The sequence below is a fragment of the Agromyces albus genome (assembly GCF_030815405.1).
GTDB lineage: Bacteria > Actinomycetota > Actinomycetes > Actinomycetales > Microbacteriaceae > Agromyces > Agromyces albus_A.
Window position 1 is genome coordinate 1060215 of record NZ_JAUSWX010000001.1, and the last position, 23303, is coordinate 1083517.

22 protein-coding genes are annotated in these 23303 nt (G+C 71.6%); 13 read left to right on the forward strand and 9 right to left on the reverse strand.

The annotated features are described in order from the left end of the window. Positions 1-58 precede the first annotated feature (58 nt). Positions 59-901 carry an ABC transporter substrate-binding protein gene (locus QFZ29_RS04905; protein WP_306893109.1) on the reverse strand — a complete coding sequence of 281 codons (843 nt, stop codon included), beginning with the start codon at positions 899-901 and terminating at the stop codon, positions 59-61. A gap of 97 nt (positions 902-998) precedes the next feature. On the opposite strand from QFZ29_RS04905, the gene QFZ29_RS04910 reads away from it, so the two are divergent. From QFZ29_RS04910 to QFZ29_RS04920, 3 genes are all read left to right on the forward strand, one after another. After that, positions 999-2258, forward strand: a complete 1260-nt coding sequence (locus tag QFZ29_RS04910) for a hypothetical protein (RefSeq protein WP_306893110.1) — start codon at positions 999-1001, stop codon at positions 2256-2258. A 32-nt stretch (positions 2259-2290) separates the two neighbouring features. Beyond that, the gene (locus QFZ29_RS04915) at positions 2291-2605 is read left to right on the forward strand and encodes a thiamine-binding protein (protein ID WP_306893111.1); all 315 of its coding nucleotides are present in this window, start codon (positions 2291-2293) and stop codon (positions 2603-2605) included. A 117-nt stretch (positions 2606-2722) separates the two neighbouring features. Then, complete coding sequence (locus QFZ29_RS04920) at positions 2723-4003, forward strand: MFS transporter (RefSeq protein ID WP_306893112.1); 1281 nt, start codon at positions 2723-2725, stop codon at positions 4001-4003. Positions 4004-4006: 3 nt separating this feature from the next. Here QFZ29_RS04920 and QFZ29_RS04925 read toward each other — a convergent pair whose 3' ends face one another. The 6 genes from QFZ29_RS04925 to QFZ29_RS04950 form a co-directional block, all read right to left on the reverse strand. Beyond that, a complete protein-coding gene (locus QFZ29_RS04925; protein WP_306893113.1) occupies positions 4007-4657 on the reverse strand; it encodes a response regulator transcription factor in 651 nt (216 codons plus the stop codon). A 17-nt stretch (positions 4658-4674) separates the two neighbouring features. Then, positions 4675-5952: a hypothetical protein gene (locus QFZ29_RS04930; RefSeq protein WP_306893114.1), complete on the reverse strand. Its 1278-nt coding sequence runs from the start codon at positions 5950-5952 to the stop codon at positions 4675-4677. After that, a complete protein-coding gene (locus QFZ29_RS04935) occupies positions 5949-7106 on the reverse strand; it encodes a sensor histidine kinase (RefSeq protein WP_306893115.1) in 1158 nt (385 codons plus the stop codon). The genes QFZ29_RS04930 and QFZ29_RS04935 overlap by 4 nt, the downstream gene beginning before the upstream one ends. A gap of 95 nt (positions 7107-7201) precedes the next feature. Then, a complete protein-coding gene (gene metX / locus QFZ29_RS04940; protein ID WP_306893116.1) occupies positions 7202-8407 on the reverse strand; it encodes a homoserine O-acetyltransferase MetX in 1206 nt (401 codons plus the stop codon). 114 nt (positions 8408-8521) lie between these two features. Then, entirely contained in the window at positions 8522-9856 is a 1335-nt protein-coding gene (locus QFZ29_RS04945) for a bifunctional o-acetylhomoserine/o-acetylserine sulfhydrylase (RefSeq protein WP_373426259.1), read from the reverse strand. A gap of 127 nt (positions 9857-9983) precedes the next feature. Next, positions 9984-11249, reverse strand: a complete 1266-nt coding sequence (locus tag QFZ29_RS04950) for an acyltransferase family protein (RefSeq protein WP_306893118.1) — start codon at positions 11247-11249, stop codon at positions 9984-9986. 14 nt (positions 11250-11263) lie between these two features. Here QFZ29_RS04950 and QFZ29_RS04955 point away from each other — a divergent pair, with 14 nt between their 5' ends. The 10 genes from QFZ29_RS04955 (at position 11264) to QFZ29_RS05000 (ending at position 21257) form a co-directional block, all read left to right on the forward strand. Next, complete coding sequence (locus tag QFZ29_RS04955) at positions 11264-12052, forward strand: SDR family NAD(P)-dependent oxidoreductase (RefSeq protein ID WP_306893119.1); 789 nt, start codon at positions 11264-11266, stop codon at positions 12050-12052. Between the two features lie 46 nt (positions 12053-12098). Next, complete coding sequence (locus QFZ29_RS04960) at positions 12099-12623, forward strand: phosphoribosyltransferase (protein WP_306893120.1); 525 nt, start codon at positions 12099-12101, stop codon at positions 12621-12623. Continuing rightward, complete coding sequence (locus QFZ29_RS04965) at positions 12620-13345, forward strand: Type 1 glutamine amidotransferase-like domain-containing protein (protein WP_306893121.1); 726 nt, start codon at positions 12620-12622, stop codon at positions 13343-13345. Before QFZ29_RS04960 ends, QFZ29_RS04965 begins: the two co-directional genes overlap by 4 nt. Before the next feature lies 1 nt (position 13346). Then, complete coding sequence (locus tag QFZ29_RS04970) at positions 13347-14039, forward strand: uracil-DNA glycosylase (RefSeq protein ID WP_306893122.1); 693 nt, start codon at positions 13347-13349, stop codon at positions 14037-14039. 77 nt (positions 14040-14116) lie between these two features. Continuing rightward, the gene (locus QFZ29_RS04975) at positions 14117-14695 is read left to right on the forward strand and encodes a GNAT family N-acetyltransferase (RefSeq protein WP_164990614.1); all 579 of its coding nucleotides are present in this window, start codon (positions 14117-14119) and stop codon (positions 14693-14695) included. 16 nt (positions 14696-14711) lie between these two features. After that, a complete protein-coding gene (locus QFZ29_RS04980) occupies positions 14712-16136 on the forward strand; it encodes an amidase (protein WP_306893123.1) in 1425 nt (474 codons plus the stop codon). Positions 16137-16175: 39 nt separating this feature from the next. Next, positions 16176-17057 (forward strand): ABC transporter ATP-binding protein, encoded by an 882-nt coding sequence (locus QFZ29_RS04985; RefSeq protein WP_306893124.1) that lies wholly within the window; start codon positions 16176-16178, stop codon positions 17055-17057. Positions 17058-17124: 67 nt separating this feature from the next. Continuing rightward, complete coding sequence (locus tag QFZ29_RS04990) at positions 17125-18093, forward strand: ABC transporter substrate-binding protein (protein ID WP_306893125.1); 969 nt, start codon at positions 17125-17127, stop codon at positions 18091-18093. A 34-nt stretch (positions 18094-18127) separates the two neighbouring features. Continuing rightward, positions 18128-20197, forward strand: a complete 2070-nt coding sequence (locus QFZ29_RS04995) for an iron ABC transporter permease (protein ID WP_306893126.1) — start codon at positions 18128-18130, stop codon at positions 20195-20197. A gap of 103 nt (positions 20198-20300) precedes the next feature. Further along, positions 20301-21257 (forward strand): siderophore-interacting protein, encoded by a 957-nt coding sequence (locus QFZ29_RS05000; protein WP_306893127.1) that lies wholly within the window; start codon positions 20301-20303, stop codon positions 21255-21257. An 89-nt stretch (positions 21258-21346) separates the two neighbouring features. Here QFZ29_RS05000 and QFZ29_RS05005 read toward each other — a convergent pair whose 3' ends face one another. Both QFZ29_RS05005 and QFZ29_RS05010 read right to left on the reverse strand, forming a co-directional pair. Further along, positions 21347-21739: a Fe-S oxidoreductase gene (locus QFZ29_RS05005; protein WP_306893128.1), complete on the reverse strand. Its 393-nt coding sequence runs from the start codon at positions 21737-21739 to the stop codon at positions 21347-21349. Beyond that, on the reverse strand, positions 21736-23229 hold the full coding sequence (locus tag QFZ29_RS05010; protein WP_306893129.1) for a dihydrolipoyl dehydrogenase family protein: 1494 nt from the start codon (positions 23227-23229) through the stop codon (positions 21736-21738). Before QFZ29_RS05010 ends, QFZ29_RS05005 begins: the two co-directional genes overlap by 4 nt. Positions 23230-23303: the final 74 nt, after the last annotated feature.

The following is a 23303-nucleotide window of genomic DNA, read 5'->3' on the forward strand; positions in this document are numbered from 1 at the left end:
AGCCCACGCTAGCCCAGCATGCGGTGCACGCCCCGCCGGCGAGCCGGTGCGGCATCCGTCACTCGAGCACTGGTGCCGCGCCGTCGCCGGCGAGCCATTCGGTGGCGAGTGCGTCGAGCGTGCCGTTCTCGCGGAGCGCATCGACCGCCGCCGTGACGTCGGGAGTGAGTGCCGAGTCCTTCGCGAGCACGAGGCCGAACGCGTCGCCACCGCTGGTCGCGGGCAGTTGGCCGATGATCTTGCCGCCGTCGAGTTCGGCCGCGGTGAGGTAGAACGCCGTCGGCAGGTCGACCACGATCGCGTCGACGATGCCGTTCTCGAGAGCGAGCTTCGCGTCGTCGTTCGTGTTGAACACCTGCGCGCCGGCCGTCGGCGCGATGATCGACTCGATCGCGTCGAAGCTGGTGGTGCCGGTCTGGGCGCCGATGAGCAGGCCCTGGAGATCGGCGATCGAGCTCGCAGATGCCGCGGGGGAGCCGTCGACCGTGATGACGACCTGCGTCGTCTCGTAGTACGGCGACGAGAAGTCGACCGCTTGCTTGCGCTCGTCGGTGATCGAGAACTGCTGCAGGTTGAAGTCGAAGTCCTTCGGACCCGGTGCGATCGCCTGGTCGAAGGTCGTGCGCACCCACACCACGTCGTCTTCAGCCAAGCCGAGCTCTTCGGCGACCGCGTAGGCGACGGCCGCCTCGAACCCCTCGCCCGACTCGGGTGCGTCATCGAGCACCCACGGCGAGTAGGCGGGCTCACCCGTGCCGATCGTGAGCTTGCCGGCCGTGATGTAGCCGTCGCCGCCGTCGCCGGAGCCCGAGGCGGCGCCGGCATCGCCGGCCGAGCACGCGGCGAGCACGAGGGTCGCGGATGCCGCGGCGAGGAGCGCGGCGAGTGAACGTCGGGTCATGGGTGGCCTCCGGTGACAGGTGTGTCCCCAGCATTCCGGATGCCGCCGCTGCACGGTCAGCACGTGGCGGAATGTGACGCCCCGGTAGGCTGCAGGGATGGCGGAGGCGGACGTGCGTGCGGCATCCGTCGCCGGCATCGCGCACGCACTCGCCGGCCGCGCCGCCCTCTGGACGGGCTTCGCCGTCGTGCACCTTGCGCTCGTGTGGCTCAATCTCGCTGCGCCCGGGTATCCGCTCGGCGACGTGACCGGCGTCTACCGCGTGTGGGCCGAGAACGCTGCGAACGGCTGGCTGCGCATGGGCATCGACATGCCGTGGGTCTATCCGATCCTCGCGTTCGCGCCCATGTCGGCCGCGCTCGCATTCGGCTCGGCCCTCTACGGCGAGACGTGGCTCGCGATCGTCACCGTGCTCGATGCGATCGTCTTCGCGATCCTCATCGGGCGCGCCCGGCTCTCGCGGCCCCGGCGTCTCGCGGCGTGGTGGTGGCTCGGGTTCCTCGCCCTCCTCGGGCCCATCGCCCTCGGCCGCATCGACGCGATCACCGTGCCGATCGCGATCGCCGGGCTGCTCTGGGCCGCAGGCCGGCCGCGCGTGGCCGCCGTGCTGCTCACGATCGGCGCGTGGGTGAAGGTCTGGCCGGCCGCACTCGTCGCCGCACTCGTCATCGCATCTCGCAAGCGCGGCGACGTGGTCAACGTCGCGGCGGCGCTCAGCGTGGGCATCCTCGGGGTGAGTCTCGTCGCGGGATCGGGCCTCAACGCCGTCGGCTTCATCGCCGAGCAGGCCGACCGGGGACTGCAGATCGAGGCGCCGCTCGCCGTCGGGTGGCTCTGGCAGATCGTCGGCGGCGTGACGTCGGTCACGATCGAGTACGACCGTGAGATCCTGACGTTCCAGATCGCGGGACCGGGGGCGGATGCCGCGGCGGCGCTCACGACACCGCTCATGGCGATCGGAGTGCTCGCCGTCGTGCTCATCGGAATTCGCGCGGCGCGCCGCGGAGCCGCGTTCGGCGTCCTCATGCCCTCGCTCGCGCTCTCCTTCGTGGTCGTGCTCATGCTCGTCAACAAGGTGGGCTCGCCGCAGTTCGTCACGTGGCTGGCGGCGCCCGTCGTGCTCGGACTCGTCTACCGGCCGGCGCGCTTTTCGGTGCCCGCGATCCTCGTGGCGGCTGTCGCGCTCTTCACGCACATCATCTACCCGTACTGGTACGGCTGGCTCCTCGTGGCGAACCCGGCGTTCGTGTTCCTGCTCACCGTGAAGGCGGGGCTCCTGATCGCGTTGCTCGCGTGGGGCATCAGGGCGATGTGGCAGGCTGGAGGCAGGCGTGAACGAGCACCCGCAGCCGCGTGACGCCGCCCGTCTCGCGCCCCTGAGGAGGAACCATGCTGGTCGCATTCTCGGTCGCACCGAGTGGCTTGGAGGGCCCAGAGGGGTCCGTCCATGACGCCGTGGCGGCAGCCGTGCGGATCGTGCGGGAGTCCGGGCTTCCGAACCGGACGACGTCCATGTTCACCGAGATCGAAGGCGAGTGGGACGAAGTCTTCGACGTGATCCGGCGGGCGACGGAGGCCGTCGGCGAGTATGGCCCACGGGTGTCCCTCGTCCTGAAGGCAGACATCCGGCCGGGCCGCACTGGCGAGATCGATGCGAAGGTGGATCGACTCGAAGCAGCCCTCGATCGGCAGGACAACCCCTAGTCCAGGGCGTTCTCCGTACGTCGCGCAGATCAGGACTCTGAGCACGACTCGAAGATCCACGTGCCGGATCGATGGCCGCGGGTGTCGAATCGATTCGATCCATGCGAGAATCGTCGGGTGACCCTCTCTTCAGACGGGCCGACGACGTTGTCGCCGGCCCGTATTCGTTTTGCGCTCCTGGCGCTCGCGCTCGGCGGCTTCGGCATCGGCGCGACCGAGTTCGTCGCGATGGGCCTGCTCCCGGACATCGCGCGCGACCTCCTTCCCGGCATCTATGCCCGCTCGCCCGAAGACGCGAACGCCTCGGCCGGCTGGATCATCTCGGCGTATGCGCTCGGCGTGGTCGTGGGGGCGCCCACGATCGCCGCGGCTGCCGCGCGCTGGCCCCGACGGCGCCTGCTGCTCGCGTTGCTCACGGCGTTCACGCTCGGCACCATCGCCTCGGCCCTGCTCCCGACCTTCGAGCTCGTGCTCGTCGCACGCTTCATCGCCGCCCTGCCGCACGGTGCCTACTTCGGCATCGCCTCGCTCGTCGCTGCGAGCCTCATGGGCCCCGGCAAGCGCGCTCGCGGCGTCGCGCTCGTGCTCTCTGGGCTCACCATCGCGAACGTCATCGGGGTGCCGGCGATCACCTGGCTCGGCCAGGCGGCCGGCTGGCGCATCGCCTACCTCGCCGTCGCCGCCATCTTCGCCCTGACGTTCGCGGCGGTGCTCCTCGCGGTGCCGTGGCAGGCGGGCGACCCGAACGCCACGATGAAACGCGAGCTCCGCGCGTTCGCCAGGGCGCAGGTGTGGTTCGCCCTCGGGATCGGCGCCATCGGCTTCGGCGGCCTGTTCGCCGTCTACAGCTACGTCGCGCCGCTCGCGACCGACGTCACCGGCCTTGCGCCCTCGTTCGTTCCCGTCGTGCTCATCGTCATCGGACTCGGCATGACCGTCGGCAATCTCGTCGGCGGCGCACTCGCCGATCGCAGTGTGCGGCGCTCGATGTACGGCTTCTTCGTGTTGCTCGCCGCGTCGCTCGTGCTGCTCGGGTTGACGGCCTCGAACCCCGTGGGCCTCTGCATCGGGTTGTTCCTCGTCGGCGGGTCGGCCGCGGCGCTGTCGCCGACGATCCAGGCGCGGCTCATGGATGTCGCCCGCGACAGCCAATCGATCGCCGCAGCCCTCAACCACTCCGCGCTGAACATCGGCAACAGCCTCGGCGCGGTGCTCGGCGGGCTCGCGATCGCCGGCGGACTCGGATACGTCGCGCCCGTCTGGATCGGCCTCGTGCTCACGATCGCCGGCATCCTGCTCGCCCTCGCCTCGTTCGCGCTCGACCGGGCGCGCGGGCGTCGCGGCATCGCCGTGCCGTACGCGACGGGTGCCGTCGAGGTGGTCGGCGAGGGGTACTAGCGCTCAGTCGGACTGGAGCAGGATGCCGTCGAGGATCGCGCGCTTGCGCAACGCCACCTTCGTGCCGACGTCGAAGCCCGCGACACGGTACTTCTCGCGGATGCGCTTGAGGTAGCTCTTCGCGGTCTCCTCGGAGATCCCGAGCTGGAAGGCGACGGCCTTCACCGGCTGGCCGGCGCCGTAGAGCGCCATCACCCGCCGCTCCTGCGCGCTCAGCCGCGGCACCGTGCCGTCGTCGATGAGTGCGGCCTCGAGCTCGGGCGTGAGGTACGAATTGCCGTCATGCGCCGCGCGGATGGCCTCGACGATCGTCTCGACGGGCTCCGATTTCACGAGATAGCCGAGCGCCCCCGAGCTGAGTGCCTCGCGCACGACGGCCGGCTCGGAGTACGTGCTCATGAGCATCGTCTGCACGCCCGCGGACTTCAGCATCGAGAGCTTCAGCGAGATCGGGATGTTGTCGCGCAGGTCGAGGTCGAGGAGCACGACGTCGACGGGGAAGTCGCGGTGGGCGAGCAGTTCCGACCACGCTGGCACCGCGGCGACGAGATCTATGTCGGGCGCTGCACCCCGAAGCCATTCGGAGAGCGCACCGAGCAGCATTCGGTGATCATCGACGATGGCGAGTCGGATAGGTGTGTCGGTGTCAGCCATGGGGCTCCCTCTCGGTGTCAGCCATTCAGCTCCCCCGTAGATCGGACGGCGGCGCGAGCCGCCGGTGAACGTGTGATGTCGATCTTCTCGACGCCGCAGTCGATGTCGATGCGGAACCCCTCAGCTCCCACGATCACCTCGTATCTTCCGAGACTACCGAGTGCTTCCCATGTCGCGGGATCGACGCGTCGCCGCGCGACTCCTTTCACGTCGATGGCGATGGTGAGTCGGGGGGCTCCTGCCTCGGTTCCGATCACCGATTCGCGGCACGCGACGAGCACCGCGAAGGGAGACGCCGAGCTCCTCGGACGCTCGCCGACCAGGAGCCAGAGTGCCAGCAGGAGCCCGTCGCGTTGCGATTGCGAGAGGAGCCCAGCTGCCCCGCTCGGATCGTCGACGGTGACGCGGTTGCTCAAATACGCGGATTCGGTCACGGCGTGGCGCAGCCAAGTGTCGGTGCGGCCCTCGATGAGCCGAACACGCAACCGGGCGGCGAGCGACCCGGCGCGCTCGGCGATCTCGGCAGGCACCGGGATCGCGATGCGTCCGGCGCCGACGTCGTCGAGCAGGGCCTCCGCGTCGAAGTCGAGTTGTGCGAGCTCTTCAGATGCCCGCATTCCCACGGCCGAGTGCGGCGTGCCGACCGTGCTCTGCACGAGGGAGAGGTCGAGTTCGCGCCCGACGAGCCGGCGGAACCCGCTGACGGCGAGGGTCACGAGCACGACGGGGAACAGCGCCGAGGCGGCGACGGACAGGCCTGCGACGACCGAGGCGCCGGCCGAGTCGAGCTGGACGAGCGCCGAGATGGCAAGGACGAGGCTGATGCCGGCTGCGGCGGCGAGTGGGATCCGCGTGCCCCGGATCGCCGCGACCGGCATGAGCACGGCTCCGGCTGCAGCGCCTGCGGTCGGCGTCACACCGTACTGGAGCAGCCCGGCCGTCGCGACGACGTCAAGCCACAGCGGCGCGATGAGACCGGCGAGGAGCGCGACGTAGAGCCAGTCGGGCAGGTTCCGCCAGAACGCCCGTGATACGGCGCCGACCGCGACGACCATGGCGAGTGCGATCCACGCGCCCCATGGACCCGGCCACCCCTTCAAGTAGTACGGCGCGAACGAGAACGCGAGCGCGAGATGGGCGAGGATGATGAGGCCGGCCCCGATGGTGATTCCGGTCGCGAGCCTGCGGCCGCCGTGGCTCTCCCGTACATCGCCCGCAGCCCGCGCTGAGCGCGTGGGACGCCGAAATGCGTGTTCCCTGCGCTCGGTGGGAGGCTGCGGGTCGGGGCCGATCATGGCTTCGGCACCTCGAGCATCACGGTCGTCCCCGACCCGGGCGAGGAGAAGATCCGGGCCCGCCCGCCTACGGTGCTGAGCCGGCCGACGACCGACTCGGCGTACCCGAGGCGAGCCCGGTCGACGGCCTCGGTCTCGAAGCCGCTGCCCGCGTCGGTCACCATGGCGCGCACGGTTCGATCGTCGTCGGTGACCGTGACATCCGCTTCACTGACACCGGAATGCCGGCGCACGTTCTCGAGGCATTCGCCGAGCGCGCCGACGAGCGCGTCGAGCGTCTCGCGCGGAAGGGCGAGCTGACCTGCCCCGTGCCAGTTGACATCGAGCCCCATGCGGGCGAAGCGCCGCCGAACCGACTCGAACGTCGTGCTGAGCACGTCGGAGTCGGACTCGGGGGAGAAGATGGCATTCGATCCGTTGTCGAGCGGCGCACCGAGGCGAAGCTGCTTGAGCAGCCGTGCGTCATCGCCCGCCTGCTGCCGCAACGCCGACGCACCGACACCCACGCCGGAATGGGCGAGCAGGCTGAGGGTGGCGAGCACCGTGTCGTGCAGCACTCGCGCATCCTGCCGCTGCTGCGCCTCGAACTCGCTCGCGAGACGTTCGGCGCGGTGGGCCCGCCCGACCTCGTCGATGCGTTCCGATGCCCGGCCGACCGCCTTGTCGAGCCAGAGTCCGAGCGCCGCCGCCGCGGCCCAGCCGGCCGCGGTGATGATCGCGAGCGAGCCCTTCTCGGGCCCGGCGAGGTCGACGAAGCCGACGGCGAGGAGGGTTGCCGTGGCCAATCCCGCGACGACGAGCCTGCCGCCGGGTCGCACGACGAGCGAGAGGGCGACGGATGCCGCGGTGAGCCCGCCCGTGATCTCGAGTGCCGTGGTGGTGGCCGGGTCGGGCACCGAGCCCGAGCCGAGCCAGAGGAGCAGCGCGATGGACCCGGCGACGACGCCGACGGCAGGTGCCAACGCTCCGCGCGCAGTGTGCACGCCGACGAGCGCACCGACCGCGAGGCTGAGCACCGCGGCGACGGCGAATTCGAGGCTCCCGGCCGGGACCGGCATGACGAGGCAGGCGAGTGCGCCGCCCGCGCCGGTCAGACCGGCGATACGCCCGAGCCGGCGCAGAAGCCGATCACGCTCTTTGTGGATGCGTTTCATACACCCCCTCGGCAATGTCGACGACCCGACTCGCGGGTCCCGTCATTCACGAACATAGCGGATGCTCGCCGGAACGCCGCGGGTTGCGGCCGTGGTCAGGCTGCGAGCAGGCGTGCGAGGGCGTCGCCGACGGCGTCGTCTTCGATGAGGAACGCGTCGTGGCCGTACTCCGAGTGGAGCAGCACCGGCTCGTCGCCGTGCACGCTGTGCCGGAGCGAGGCGGCGATCTCGACCTGGTCGGCGAGCGGGAAATAGCGGTCGCTGTCGATGCCGAGCACGAGGCTCTTCGCCTCGATTCGAGCGAGCGCCGCCGCGGCACCGCCGCGACCGCGGCCGACGTCGTGGGAGTTCATGGCCTCGGTGAGCACGAGGTAGCTGTTGGCGTCGAACCGCCGGGTGAACTTGTTGCCGTGGAAGTCGAGGTAGGACTCGACCGCGAAGCGGCCGTCGCCCCCGAGCGGGTCGAGGTCGCTCTGCCACGAACGCTCGAATCGCAGGTTGAGCTCGGCAGCGGTGCGGTAGTTCAGCATGGCCATGCGCCGGGCGAGCGCGAGCCCCCTCGTCGGGCCCTCGCCGTCGGGGGAGTCGTAGTAATCGCCGCCATGGAAGGCAGGATCGGCGCGGATGGCCTCGATCTGCACCGAGTTGAGCGCGATCTGGTCGGCGGTGGTGGCAGCGGGCGCGGCGAGCACGGCGATGCGCTCGACGGCGTCGGGGGCCTCGATCGCCCACTCGAGCACGTGCATGGCGCCCATCGAGCCGCCGACGACCGCCGCAAAGCGTTCGATCCCGAGCTCGCGGGCGAAGGCGAGCTGCGCGCGCACCTGGTCGCGGATGGTGAGGAACGGGAACCGCGCTCCCCACTCGGCGCGATCGGGTGCCAGCGAGGCCGGGCCGGTGGAGCCCTGGCATCCGCCCAGTACGTTCGGCGCGAGCACGAACCAGCGATCGGTGTCGATCGCGAGGCCGGGGCCGACGACGCCCGGCCACCAACCGGCGCTCGGGTGCGCGGGGCCGGCCGACCCGACGACGTGGCTGTCGCCCGTGAGGGCGTGCAGCACGAGGATCGCGTTGTCGCGCGCGGGCGACAACGTGCCCCACTGCTCGTAGGCGATGCGCGCTTCGGGCAGGACGCGTTGGGACTCGAGCGGCACGTCGCCGATGCGCACGAAGCGCCGATCGCCGACCGCGTCGCCTTCGCGCCAGGCGCCCGTCGCCGGCGCGCGGCCGAGCAGCGCGAGCGCGCGCGTCTCGGACACCACGCTCGCGGGCACCGCGTCGGCGGTCGTCTGCCAGTCCATCTGTCGATTCTCCCCAACCCGAGCGCCCTGCACGCGTTTGTTACGCCCCGCGGGTCGTGAACGACGGATGCCGCGAGCCCGTGGGGTCGCGGCATCCGTCGTCGTTCAGGGCGATCAGGCCGCCCGTGCCGCCTCGGTGGCCGCTCGCGCGGCGGCCAGGCCGGCTTCGAGGTCGGCCTTCAGGTCGTCGATGTTCTCGATTCCCAGCGAGAGGCGCACGAGGCCGGGCGTGACGCCCGTCGTGAGCTGCTGCTCGGGGGTGAGCTGCGAGTGCGTCGTCGATGCCGGGTGGATGACGAGCGAGCGCACGTCGCCGATGTTCGCGAGGTGCGAGAACAGCGCGAGGTTGTCGACGAGCGCGCGGCCGGCGTCGACGCCGCCCTTGAGCTCGAACGACAGCACCGCGCCGACGCCCTTGGGCGCGTACTTGTTGGCGGCGGCGTACCACGGGCTCGAGGGCAGGCCCGAGTAGTTCACGCTCGCGACGTCGGGGTGGTTGTCGAGCCATTCCGCGATCTCCTGCGCGTTCTGCACGTGCCGCTCGATGCGGAGGGAGAGCGTCTCGATGCCCTGGATGAGCTGCCATGCGCTCGCCGGAGCGATCGAGGCGCCGAGGTCGCGCAACAGCTGCACCCGCGCCTTGATGATGTAGGCGATGCCGTCGCCGACCGCGGCCGTGTAGCTCGCGCCGTGGTAGGACGGGTCGGGTTCGGTCAGGCCGGGGAACTTCTCGACGTTCTTCGACCACTCGAACGTGCCGCCGTCGACGATGATGCCGCCGATGACCGTGCCGTGGCCGCCGAGGAACTTCGTGGCCGAGTGGACGACGATGTCGGCGCCGTGCTCGAACGGGCGGATGAGGTAGGGCGTTGCGATGGTGTTGTCGACGATGAGCGGGATGCCGGCGGCGTGTGCAACGCCGGCGGCGAGCTCGATGTCGAGGATGTTGATCTTCGGGTTGCCGATCGTCTCGGCGAAGAAGAGCTTCGTGTTCGGGCGCACCGCGCGGCGCCATTCGTCGGCGTCGTCCTGGTTCTCGACGAAGGTGGTCTCGATGCCGAGCTTCGCGAGCGTGTACTTGAACAGGTTGTACGTGCCGCCGTAGATCGACGACGACGAGACGATGTGGTCGCCGGCCTGGGCGATGTTCAGCACTGCGATGGTCTCGGCCGCCTGGCCCGACGAGACGAGGAGGGCACCGGTGCCGCCCTCGAGCGCGGCGAGGCGCTCCTCGACGACGGCTTGCGTCGGGTTCATGATGCGCGTGTAGATGTTGCCGAACTCGGCGAGCGCGAACAGGTTCTGCGCGTGCTGGGCGCTGTCGAACACGTACGACGTCGTCTGGTAGATCGGCGTGGCGCGTGCCTTGGTCGTGGGGTCGGGAGCTGCGCCGGAGTGCACCTGCTTGGTCTCGAAGCGCCAGTCGGCTGCGTTCTCGCTCATGGAGATCTCCTTCTCGGGGTCGGGTGTGCGGACCCGCCGCAACCGGGAGCCACGTTACGAGCGCGTCGAGGGGGCGGCAACGGCACCCGACACACGACGTAACCCCTGGCAGGCGCCCCTCGGAGGGCCGGCTTCAGGCGCGGGGCGGGCGCGAGGGCGGGGGCGGGGCACCCGCGTCGTCGGCAGGCGGTTCGTCGCCGGGTGCCGGCGGCAGGACCGGCTCGGGCGGCAACGGCACGATCGCGGCCTCGGGCGGCAGCACGAGGGTGCCCGTCGCAGTGGACGGCTCGGGCCGGAACAGCCACCGCGCGCGCGGCTGCACGAGCGGGCGGAACACTCGCCGCACGGGCTTCAGCGACAGCACGACGGAGATGCCCACGCAGAACGCCATCATCGCGGGAAGCACCCAGAACGGCTGGTCGCCGGCGAGCACGTTCGTCTCGCGGAACGGGAACAGCACGAAGGAGTGCAGCAGGTAGATGTACATCGTCGCGGCGCCGAACGACGTGAACCAGTGCGCCCTGCGCGGCATGAGCACGAGGAACGCGACCGCGAGCACCATCCCGAGCAGGAGCAGCGTGAGCCGGATGGCACCCGACCATGGCTCGTCGTAGCCGATCGCCTCGTACGACTCGTCGTAGAGCATGAACCGGCGCAGCTTCAGATCGCGCCAGGTCTCGATCGCGACGGGCATGACCGCGAGCACCGTGAGGAAGAGCGCGATCGCTCCCGCGCGCCAGCGCCAGGCGACCGCCGCCGGCAGTGCGAGCCAGTCGCCCGTGAGCTGCCACTGGCGCAGCTTCCAGCCGAACACGAAGAACGGGAGCATCCCGAGCGTGCGCGAGAGGGCGAGTGTCGAGTCGATCGTCTCGGTGTAGCCGGCGCCGATCGAGATCGCGATCGCGATGAGCAACGGGAAGCGCAGCATCACGAGGAACGGCAGCACGATGCGCCACACGGCGAGCGCGATCAGGAACCAGAGGGTCCACGACGCGGTCGTGAAGTCGAGCTCGAACCCGCCGCCGAGCGCCCAGCGGATGACGCTCCAGATCGTCTCGAAGATGAAGTACGGGAAGACGATGTCGGTGAGGATCTGCCGCATCGCTCGCGCGTTCGGCGGACTCGACTTCGCGAAGTACCCGCTCACCGTGACGAAGACCGCGACGTGGAACGAGTAGATGAACAGGTAGACGCTGTAGGCGGAGTTCGATTCGCCGATGAGCGGCAGGATGCCGTGCCCCACCACCACGAGGGTGATCGCGATCCAGCGTGCGTTGTCCCACAGCGGAACGCGGCGGCGCTTCGTCTGGATCGTCGGCGGCCTCGGATGCATCACTCCATTCAAGCGCACGAGGACCTCGGATGCCGCGGCCCGGCACAACCCGACCGCACTCGGCACGGCAGAATGGGCGCATGAGTGTGCTGCGGGCGGTCGTGACGGGTGCGAGTTCCGGAATCGGGGAGGCGACGGTGCGAGCGTTCCGCGCTGCCGGATGGGACGTCGTCGGGGTCGCCCGCCGTGAGGAGCGATTGCGTGCGCTCGCCGAGCAGACCGGGGCATCCGTCTTCGTGGCCGACCTGACACAGCAGGCCGACGTCGACGCCCTGCGCGACCACCTCGAGCGGACCGGGCCTGTGCACGCCCTCGTGAACAACGCCGGCGGCGCGAAGGGCCTCGATTCCGTCGAGGACTCCGACCTCGACGATTGGGCGTGGATGTTCGAGGTCAACGTGCTCGCGCTCAAGCGCGTGACGAGCGCGCTCCTGCCGCTTCTGCGTCGCGGCGTCGCGGGGCGAGGCGTCGCCGACATCGTGAACGTCACCTCGATCGCCGGGCACGTCGCCTACGTCGGCGGTGGCGGCTACAACGCGGCGAAGTTCGCGGCGCACGCGCTCACCGAGGTGCTGCGCCTCGAGCTGAACGGCGAGCCCCTCCGCGTGATCGAGGTGGCACCCGGCATGGTGAAGACCGAGGAGTTCGCCCTCGTGCGCTTCGGCGGCGATCGCGAGCGGGCTGACGCGGTCTACGACGACGTGCCCGACCCGCTCGTCGCCGACGACATCGCGGCGGTCATCGTCGACGCGGTCCTGAAGCCGCGGCACGTCGACCTCGACCTCATCGTCGTCAAGCCCGTGGCGCAGGCCGCGCCGTACCGCGTGGCGAAGGGGGCGCTCGAGGTGCGATCCGGGAGCGGCGACTGACGAGGTCCGCGGTCGGCCACGCGCCTGCCCGGGCTACCCTGAGTGGATGACCTTCGATGCGAATGACGCCGCGACCGGAAGCGACGCAGCGCGTCGCGAGATCCTCACCTGGGACGAGTTCGGCGATGCCGCGCGGTCCCTCGCAAGCGACGTGCTCCGGGCGGGGTTCACCCCCGATGTCGTGATCGCCATCGCACGCGGCGGGCTCCTTCTCGCCGGCGCGATCGCGTACGCCCTCGGCACGAAGGCGTGCGGCTCGATCAACGTCGAGTTCTACTCGGGAATCGACGAGCGGCTGCCCGAACCCGTGCTCCACCCGCCCATGCTCGACGCGCCGGCGCTCATCGGCAAGCGCGTGCTCCTCGTCGACGACGTCTCGGACTCCGGCCGCACGCTCGCGAAGGTGCTCGCGCTCCTCACCGATGAAGGCGCCGAGGTGCAGTCGGCCACGCTCTACACGAAGTCGCACACCGTGCTCGAGCCCGACTTCAGCTACCGCCGCACCGATGACTGGATCGTCTTCCCCTGGTCGGCGCTCCCTCCCGTCGCACTCGCCGAGGGCGCCGCGTGAGCGTGCACCTCGTGGGCGGCGGCGCGACCACCAGCACGGATGCCGCGCTGTACGCGCCGTTCGTCGCCGAGGCCGTCCTGCGGGGCGGCGCCGCAGGTCGCACGCGGCCGCGCATCGCCGTGATCTCACTGCACCCCGAGGCTCAGGAGAAGGCCGCGGCACTCGCCGATCTCCTGATCGCGGCAGGCAGCGGCGACGAGTTCGAGGTGCAGCTGACCGCAGGGCGACCCGGCGAGCCGATCGGGCTCACCGCGATCGCCGACGTCGACGGCATCGCCGTGGGCGGCGGCCTCGTCGAAGAGGTGCGCGCTGGACTCGAGCCGGTGTTCGGCGAGCTGCGTCGGCTGGTCGCCGGCGGGGTGCCGTACCTCGGCGTCTCGGCCGGCGCGATGATCGCTGCGGAGGGCTCGTTCGGGAGCGGCTCGCGCATCGGCGGCGTGCTCGTTGCACCGGAGGACCCCGACGAGCCAGCGGCCGAACTCGAGATCGAGGCCGGCATCGGTCTGGTCGACGTGGCCATCGAGGTGCACGTGGCCGAGCGCGGCATGCTCTCCCGCCTGGTCGCTGCCGTCGAGTCGGGGCTCATCGGCGGCGGGCTCGGCATCGACGAGCGCACGGCGCTGATCGTGGGGGAGGGCGGCCTGCGGGTCGTCGGGCGGGGAAGCGTCTGGCGGGTGCTCCCCGCCGAGCAGGGCGTGCTCGTCAGCACGATCGGCGCCTGACGTGCCGAAGACCCTCCACGAGCTCGCCGCCGACGGGCTGATCGACGCCGGGTGGGCGAGTGCCCTCGCGCCCACGGCGCCGCGGATCGCCGATCTCGGCGACTTCCTCCGTGCCGAGACGGCCGCCGGCCACGGATACCTGCCGGCCGGCGACCGTGTGCTGCGCGCCTTCGGCATGCCGCTCGACGACGTGCGCGTGCTCGTCGTCGGGCAGGATCCGTATCCCACTCCCGGCCATCCGATCGGGCTCTCGTTCGCGGTCGACCCGCACGTGCGGCCGGTGCCGCGAAGCCTCCAGAACATCTACCGCGAGCTCCGCGACGACCTCGGCATCGAACCGCCGGCGCACGGCGACCTGAGCGCCTGGAGCCGGGCCGGCATCATGCTGCTGAATCGAGTGCTCACCGTGCGCCCCGGAGCGCCCGCCTCGCATCGCGGCAAGGGCTGGGAAGAGGTGACCGACCATGCCATTCGCTCGCTCGTCGCCCGCGGGACGCCGCTCGTGGCGATCCTCTGGGGGCGCGACGCCCAGAACCTGCGGCCGCTGCTCGGCTCGACGCCGGTGATCGAGTCGGTGCACCCGAGCCCGTTGTCGGCGAACCGGGGCTTCTTCGGTTCGAAGCCGTTCAGCCGGGCGAACGCGCTGCTCGTCGAGCAGGGCGCAGCGCCCGTCGACTGGCGGTTGCCCGACTGAACCGCGGGGCCGGCGACGGCGCCCGCCCCGACGGTTCGCGACATCCGACGGCGATGCCGCAGAGGTACCCTTGAGTCATGCTCGAGGAGGAATACCAGCAGCGCCGCGTGCTGCCACCGCACCTGCGCAAGCCCGCACCAGAAGAGACACCCTTCGAGTACTCCCTGCGCGCCGCCCGCCCGAGCGACCTGCCCGCGGTGCGGGAGATCTACAACTACTACGTCGCGAACTCCACCGTCACGTTCGACGAAGACGCAATGACGCTGAAGGAGTGGAAGTCGAAGTTCGCCTACCTCTCCAAGCTCGGCATGCCGTTCGTCGTCGCCGAGTCGCCGTCGGGGCAGTTGCTCGGCTACGCGCTCGTCTCGCCGTGGAAGCAGAAGCGCGCCTACCGGTACACGGTCGAGAACTCGATCTACCTCGGCCCGGCCGCCGCCGGCAAGGGCCTCGGACGGGCACTGCTCGCCGAGCTCATCGAGCGATCGAAGGCGGCCGGCCTCAAGGAGATCATCGCCGTGATCGCCGACCAGGGCGCCGAGGCATCGATCGCCCTGCACGAGAAGTTCGGGTTCGTGGAGATCGGGCGCATGGGCCGCGTCGGCTTCAAGTTCGAGCGCTGGCTCGGCACCGTGCTCATGCAGAAGACCCTGAAATGACGGATGCCGCGGCGTCATGACGGAGCTCCACGAGCACACCGCCCTCGAACTCCACCAGTTGCTGCAACGGCGTGACGTCTCGCCCGTCGAGCTCACCGAGCACTACCTCGCCCGCATCGAGCGGCTGAACCCCTTGCTCGGGGCCCTCGCGACGGTGACTCCCGAGCTCGCGCTCGAGCGCGCCCGGTTCGTCACCGATCACGTGCCGACCGCGGCGCCGCTCTGGGGCCTCCCGCTCGCCGATAAAGACCTGCACCGGCGCGCCGGCGTTCCGGCGCGGTTCGGCTCTCGCGCGTTCACCGACTTCGTTCCCGATGACTCCGACGAGCTCGTTCTGGCCGTCGACCAGGCGGGCGCCGTGAGCCTCGGCAAGTCCGCGACACCCGAGTTCGGGTTGCCCTCGTACACCGAGGCGCTCAGCGCGCCTCCCGCGCGCAATCCGTGGGATCTCTCGCTCGGTGCCGGCGGGTCGAGCGGGGGAGCGGCGTCGGCGGTGGCGGCCGGCATGCTTCCGTTCGCGCCCGGTTCCGACGGCGGCGGCTCGATCCGCATCCCGGCGGCGTCGTGCGGTCTCGTCGGCGTGAAGCCCTCGCGGGGCCGGGTGCCGGCCGGCTCCGGGCTCGCGGGCCTCGCGGGCCTCGGCGTTGCGGGTCCGATCGCCCGCAATGTCGCCGACGCGGCGCTCCTGCTCGACGGCCTCATCGCGCCCGTCGGATACCCGCCGGCCCATCGCTTCGCGGTGCGCGCCCCCGGTGACGACGGGCCCTTCCTCGGGGCGGCCATCCGCGGCGAGGGCCGATTCCAGCTCGGGGTGATGACGGACTCGCCGTGGGACGAGGCCTACGAGATCGCCATCGATGCGCCGTCGCGCGCGGCGCTCGAGCGGGCGATCGAACTCGCCGAAGGGCTCGGGCACGGCATCGAGGCGATGCCGGCCGCTCCCGAACCCGGCTACCCCGAGGCGTTCCGCACGATCTGGCAGACCGCCGCCGCCACCATCCCCGTCGACGGCGAGGCCGAAGCACTGCTCGAGCCGCTCACGCGGTGGCTGCTCGAGCGAGGGCGTGCCGTGCCCGCGAGGCAGCTCGCCGAGGCGCTCTCGTGGCTCACGGCCTTCGAGGAGCGCGTGATCCGCCGCTTCGCGCCGTTCGACGTCGTGCTGACGCCGGCGCTCGCGCTGACGCCCCGTCCGGTCGGCTGGTACGACGCGAGCGACGGGGAGCGCAACTTCGCCCAGCAGGTGCAGTTCACGCCGTTCACGTCGTTCGTGAACGTCGCAGGGCTTCCGGCCATCACCGTTCCCGTCGACGAGACCGAGGCGGGCGTGCCCATGGGAGTGCAGCTCATCGGGCGGCCGGGCGGCGAGGCGACGCTGTTCGCCCTCGCCGCGCAGCTCGAGCGCAGGGCACGGCGCTCGCGGCGTCATCCGCCGACCTGGTGAGTTGACGAAATTAGGTAAGCCTCACCTATAGTGGTGGGCATGCTCGGTCACGACCTCACGCTCTCGTACAACGGCACGACCGTCGTCCACGAAGCCGAGATCCACCTCGAACCGGGCCGGGTCACCGCGCTCGTCGGCCCGAACGGCAGCGGCAAGTCCACGCTGCTCCGCGCGCTCGCCCGCCTGCACCAGCCCGACGCAGGCCGAGTGCTGCTCGCCGCCGACGCCGAGGGCCGCGCGCACACCATGAGCGCCGGCTCGGTCGGCAGCGAGCCGGCTGACCTCGTCGCGGGAGGGCTCGACGCCGCGTCGCTCAGCGCCCGCGACTTCGCCCGCCGGGTCACGCTGCTCGCCCAGAGCCGGCCGACGCCGGGCGGACTCTCGGTGCGCGAGCTCGTGGAGTTCGGCCGCCACCCGCACCGCGGCCGCTGGATCGCCGGCGACGCCGGAGGCCGCGCGATCGTCGAGCGCGCCATGCACCTGACAGGCGTCCACGCCTTCGCCGACAGCCCGCTCGACCGGCTCTCGGGCGGCCAGTTGCAGCGGGTGTGGCTCGCCGCGTGCCTCGCGCAGGACACCGGGGTGCTGCTCCTCGACGAGCCGACCACCTACCTCGACCTCCGCTACCAGGTGGAGCTGCTCGACCTCATCCGCGAACTCGCCGACGAGCACGGCGTGACGATCGGCGTCGTGCTGCACGACCTCGACCAGGCCGCCGCGATCGCCGATCGCATCGTGCTGCTCGAGGCCGGGCGCGTGCGGGCCGTCGGCACGCCCGCCGAGGTGCTCGTGACCGACGTTCTGAGCTCGGCGTACGGCATCCGCGTCGAGGTCGACATCGATGAACGCGGATGCATCACGACCTGCCCCATCGGCCGATACAACACCCGGCGCCCGTCCGGACGACTCGCCCTCGCCTAGGCGGCGGCTCCCTCCACCACCCCCATCGCGCGAGACGACCATGCCTGCGCGCCGATCGAAGGACACCATGAGAACACCCGCCATCGCCCTGACCGCGGTCGCTGCGGCATCCGTGCTGCTGCTCACCGGATGCGGCACGACCGAGAACGCCGGCGCAGAGGCCGCCGACGGCGCCGCGATCTCGATCGTCGACGACCGCGGCGAGACGATCGAGCTCGCCGCTGCCGCTGAGGACGTCGTGGCGCTCGAGTGGAACGCGGCGGAGAACCTCGTCGCGCTCGGGGTGACGCCCGTGGGCGTCGCCGACGTCGAGGGCTACACGACCTGGGTCAAGTCGGAGCCGCTCGACGACAGCGTGACCGACGTCGGAACGCGCGGGGAGCCCTCGATCGACGCGATCGCCGGTCTCGCGCCCGACCTCGTCGTCACGACGACCGACCTCCCAGAGTCCGCCATCTCGCAGATCGAGGAGTTCGCGCCCGTGCTCGTCGTGCACGGCGCCGACGCCTCGAACGGCATCGGCCAGATGGAGAAGAACCTCGAGAACATCGCGACGGCGACGGGCCGCGAAGCCGAGGCGGCCGAGCTCATCACCGAGTTCGAGCAGAAGGTCGCCGACGGCGCCGCTGCACTCGAGGCGGCCGGCCTCGCCGGTGCCGATTTCGCCATGAGCGACGCGTGGGCGAGCGGCGGCGAGGTGTCGATCCGGCCGTTCGCGAAGGGCTCGCTGCTGTCGGATGTCACGGAGCAGCTCGGCCTCGTGAACGCCTGGACCGGCGAGGGCGATGCCGTCTACGGCCTCGCGTCGACCGACGTCGAAGGCCTGACCGTGCTCGGCGACGTCGAGTTCCTCTACATCGCCTCGGTCGAGCAGGATCCGTACACCAACGAGCTCGCCGGCAACGCCGTCTGGCAGTCGTTGCCGTTCGTGCAGTCCGGCAAGGTGCACCGACTTCCCGACGGCATCTGGATGTTCGGCGGCCCCTCGTCGATGAACGACTACATTGACGCGGTCGTCGACACCCTCGCGGGCTGAGCCGGCGCCTCCGCACGAGGCGGCGACCGGCGCGGTGTCGTCGTCGGCGCCCGGCGCCGGCGGCTTCGGGCGCGTCGGCGCCGTCGCGCTCATCGCCCTGGGTGCGGTGCTGGCGGCCCTGCTCGCCGCCGCGCACGTGACGCAGGGTGCGTCGAGCGTCGGGCTGCCCGAATTGCTCGGCCTTCTCGTCGGCGGCTCCGACGACCAGGCCGCCGCCGTGCTCGTCGCCTCGCGGATGCCGCGGCTCGTCGCGGGCGTGCTCGTGGGGGTCGCCCTCGGCGTGGCGGGCCTCGTCATGCAGACGGTCTCGCGCAACATCCTCGCCTCGCCCGACACGCTCGCGGTGAACGCCGGTGCGTACCTCGCGGTCGTGGCGGTCACGGCGTTCGGTGTCGTGCTGCCCGTCGTGGGCGGCGGCGTGGTCGCGTTCGTCGGCGGCCTCGCGGCGGCGACCCTCGTGCTCGCACTGTCGGTCGGTGCGCGCGGCGGCGGCACGGTGCGCCTCGTGCTCGCCGGTTCGGCGATCGCGCTGGCGCTCGCGGCGCTCACGACGATGCTGCTGCTGCTCTTCCCCGAGCGCACGACCGGCCTCTACGCGTGGGGCAACGGCACCCTCGCACAGACCGGCATGGACCCGATGCTCCAGCTCGGCCCCGTCGTGCTCGTCGCGGTCGGCGCCCTGTTCGTGATCGCACGGCCGCTCGACATCGTCTCGCTCGGCGACGACACCGCGACGACGCTCGGCGTGCGCGTGCGCCGCACGCGGCTCGGCGGCATCCTGATCGCTGTGCTCCTCTCGGCGGCGGCCGTGACGATCGCCGGCCCGATCGGGTTCGTCGGGCTCGCGGCCCCCGCCATCGTGCGGCTCGTCGCCGTGCGCGTGCCGGGCATGCAGCGGCATGTGCTGCTCATCCCTGCCGCGGCCGTCACGGGCGTCGTCGTCGTGCTCGGGGCCGACGTGCTGTTGCGGCTCGTCTTCGGCGGTCAGGCCGCCGTCGCGGTGCCGACCGGCGTCGTCACGACGATCTTCGGTGCGGTGTTCCTGATCGCCCTCGCGTTGCGCGCGAAGGCGTCGTCCGACGGCGCCGCGAGCGGCTTCGTCATCGGCGCGACCCTCTCGCCGCGTGCCCGGCTGCTCGTCATCGTCGGGGCGGCCGCGCTCCTCGTCGCGGTCGCGTTCGCCTCGCTCCTCCTCGGCGACGCCAAGCTGCTCGGCGGCGACATCGTCAACTGGATCACGGGCCGCGCGGGCCCGCTCGTCGAGTTCGTCATGAACACGCGTGCCCCGCGGGTCGCGGCCGCGATCCTCGCCGGGGCTGCGCTCGCGCTCGCGGGCACCGTCGTACAGGCGGTCGCCCGCAACCCGCTCGCGGAGCCGGCGATCCTCGGCGTCACCGGGGGAGCGGGCGTGGGCGCCGTACTCGTCATCACGGTGTGGCCGCTCGCGACGTTCCTGGGGGTCACAGCGGGCGGACTCGTGGGCGCGGTGTTCGCCGCGGCGATCGTCTTCGGGCTCTCCGCGGCCGGTGGGCTCGCGAGCACCCGACTCATCCTCATCGGCCTCGGCGTCTCTGCGGCGACCGCCGCCTCGACGGCGATGCTGATCATCGCGACCGACCCGTACAACGCCGCCAAGGCGCTCACCTGGATGTCGGGCTCGACCTACGGTCGCACCGTGCCGCAGCTCGTGCCGCTGCTCATCGTCGTGCTGCTCGCGCTCCCGGTGCTGCTCTCGGCGCGTCGCGAGCTCGACCTGCTCGCGTTCGACGACGACACTCCGCGCGTGCTCGGCGTCGCGATCGGGCGGTCGCGATTCGGCCTCCTGGCCGTGAGCGTCGCGCTCACCGCCACGGCCGTCGCCGCCGTCGGCGTGATCGGATTCGTCGGACTCGTCGCGCCGCACGCAGCACGCGCGCTCGTCGGGTCGCAGCACGCTCGCGTGCTGCCGCTCGCGGCGCTCCTCGGCGCGCTGCTCGTGTGCGTCGCCGACACGCTCGGCCGCACGTTCATCGCCCCGGCGCAATTGCCAGCCGGACTGCTCACCGCGGTGGTCGGCGCGCCGTACTTCGTGTGGCTGCTCTGGCGTTCGCGGCGCGCGGCGTGATGCAGCGAGGGGGTCGGATGTCCCTGGGCGCGAGCCGCGGCATCCGATTCCGGGGTGCTCGTGGTGGTTCACGCGCGCGCGGCGCTTGTGCCAGACTTAGGTAATGCTTACCTCACTTACCGGCGTCGAGTCGCGCCCTCGTCCCGCCTACCGCACCTACCGGGCGAGCGTGTCGCGGGTCGAACGCCTGACGCCGCACTTCACGCGAGTGACGTTCGCGGGCGAGGAGCTCGGGGGCTTCGGCACCGCCGGGCTCGACCAGCGGATCAAGATCGTGCTGCCCCTGTCCGAGGTGGGCTTCGCCGCGTTCCCCGACGTCGACGACTGGTACGGCGCCTGGCGGGAGCTGCCGGCCGAGTCGCGCAACCCGTTCCGCACGTACACGGCGCGAGCGGTGCGCCCCGCGCTTCGCGAGGTCGACGTCGACTTCGTCGGCCACGGCGACGGCGGCCCGGCCTCGGCGTGGGCGATGAACGCCGCGCCCGGCGACGAGATCGTGCTCATCGGCCCCGACGAGCTGAGCGAGGGCCGTGCCACCGGCATCGACTGGCGCCCCGGCGTCGTCGACACCGTGCTGCTCGCCGGCGACGAGACGGCGGCCCCGGCGATCGCGTCGATCCTCGAGGCGCTGCCCGCCGACGCATCCGGTGTCGCGCTCATCGAGGTGCCGAGCGCCGACGATGTGCTCGAACTGCGCCACCCGGCGGGGATCGAGGTGCGCTGGCTGCCCCGTGCCGTCGCCGACGCCGGCCACGGCGGCGAGCTCATCCCCGCCGTGCGCGACTGGGTCGTGCGCCACCTCGTGAGCCGTGCGGCCCTCGTGCCGAGCGAGGATGCCGCAGCGGCACTCGAGGCCGCCGAACGCGCCGACGCCGACGACGCGCCGCTGTGGGACGTGCCCGAGGGGCACAGCCTCGACGGCGACTGCTACGCATGGCTCGCCGGTGAGGCATCCGCCATCACGACCCTCCGCCGGTTCCTCGTGCGCGAGGCCGGCCTCGATCGCCGCCAGGTGGCGTTCATGGGCTATTGGCGGCACGGCCGCGCCGAGCTCGACTGAGCCGGTGGCCGAACGGATGTCGCGAGCGCCAGGCGATGCCCGCCGTGGCACGCGGCCAGGTCGCCCAGGTGGTCCGGGCCGTTCGCGGTTCACCGCGCCGCGCGTCGCCTCGGCAGGTAGCCGCCCGCTTCGAGCCCGGCCTCGATCTCGAACCGGTTCTTCAGCGGGTTGCGGCCCGCGATGAGGTAGAGAAACGGGAAGAGCATGCCGTAGCGCTGCCACTGCTCCTTGTGCACGGCCTCATGCCCGAGCACGTGCACGCCCGTGTTGCGGTCGGTGAGGTAGCAGCCGCCGACGCACGAACCGCCCCGGCCGAACGTCCACTTCGGCATGCCCGTGAAGATGATGAGGCCGTCCTTCACCTCGATGGGTCCCGTGCTCCAGAGGAACCCCCAGGTGAAGCCCACGAGCGTCGCGTACCAGTAGCCGGCGCGGCTGATGGGGGAGTCGGTGAGCCGCACTCGCAGCACCCGGCCGCTCACGCCGCGGTCTCTTCGGTCTCGGCAGGTTCTTCAGCCGACTCCACCTCGACGGCACCCGGCCGGCCGAGCGCCTCGAGCAGTCGCAGCCACACCTCGCTCATGGTGGGGAAGGCGGGGACCGCGTGCCAGAGCCGGTCGACCGACACCTCGCCGACGATCGCGATGGTCGCCGCCTGCAACAGCTCGGCGACGTCTTGGCCGACGAAGGTCGCGCCGACCACCGTGCCGAGGTCGGTGTCGACGACGAGACGCGCGTGCCCGTCGTATCCGTCGGCGAGAATGCCGGCACCGCTCACGGCGCCGAGATCGACGTCGGCGACGCGCACCGATCGGCCCGCTCGCTCGGCGCCCTTCGCGGTGAGCCCGACCGAGACGCACTCCGGCTCCGAGAACACGACGCTCGGCACCGCGGAGTGATCGGCCGTCGCGACGTGCGCGCCCCACGGCGCCGCGTCGACCGGCCGGCCGAGCGCTCGCGCCGCGATCACATCGCCGGCCGCGCGCGCCTGGTACTTGCCCTGGTGGGTGAGGAGCGCGCGGTGGTTGACGTCGCCCACGGCGTAGAGCCAGCCAGCCCCCTCGCTGTCGGGGAGGCCCTGCACCAGCAGCGTGTCGTCGACCTCGAGCCAGGCACCGGGCTCGAGGCCCACCGTCTCGATGCCGAGCGACTCGGTGCGCGGCTTCCGCCCGGTTGCGACGAGCACCTCGTCGGCCGTCACCGTGGAGCCGTCGCCGAGCGTCACGACGACCTCGTCGGCGTCGTTGCGTTCGACCTTCACCGTTTCGACGCCGAGGCGAACGGATGCCCCGAGCCCCTCGAGTCCGCGCGCCACGGCCTCGCCGGCGAACGGCTCCATCGCGCCGAGCAGGCCGCTGCGGGCGAGCAAGGTGACGTCGGCGCCGAGCCCCGCGTACGCGGTCGCCATCTCGACGGCGACGACGCCGCCGCCGATGATCGCGAGTCGCGCGGGCACGTGCTTCACGCTGGTCGCGTCGCGGCTCGTCCATGGCCGGGCGTCGGCGAGCCCGTCGATCGGCGGCACGACCGGGTCGGAGCCGGGCGCGACCGCGACCGCGCGGCGGGCGACGAGCGTGAGCTCGGTGCCGTCGGGCCGCTCAACGGTGACGCGGCGCGGCCCGTCGAGGCGACCGTGGCCGCGCTCGAGCTCGGCGCCGATGCCCGCCAGCCACTCGACGTCGCCGTCATCCTTCCAATCCGAGACCCAGTAGTCGCGCCGGCGTAGGACGGCGGCCACGTCGAGCTCCCCGGTGATCGCCTCCGCGGCCCCGGGAACGCGCTTCGCGGCGCGGAGCACAGCGGAGCTGCGCAGTAGCGTCTTCGACGGCACGCACGCCCAGTTCGTGCACTCACCGCCGAGCAGCTCATGCTCGACGAGCACGACCTCGAGCCCCGCCGCCCTCGCCCGATCAGCGACGTTCTCTCCGACCGGTCCGCCGCCGATGACGACGACATCCACCTCGCGCTCCATCCCGACTCCTTCCGGCCCCCGGCACCTGCCGAGCACGCCTGGGCTCAAGCCTAGGCAGACCGGACGACTCGGGG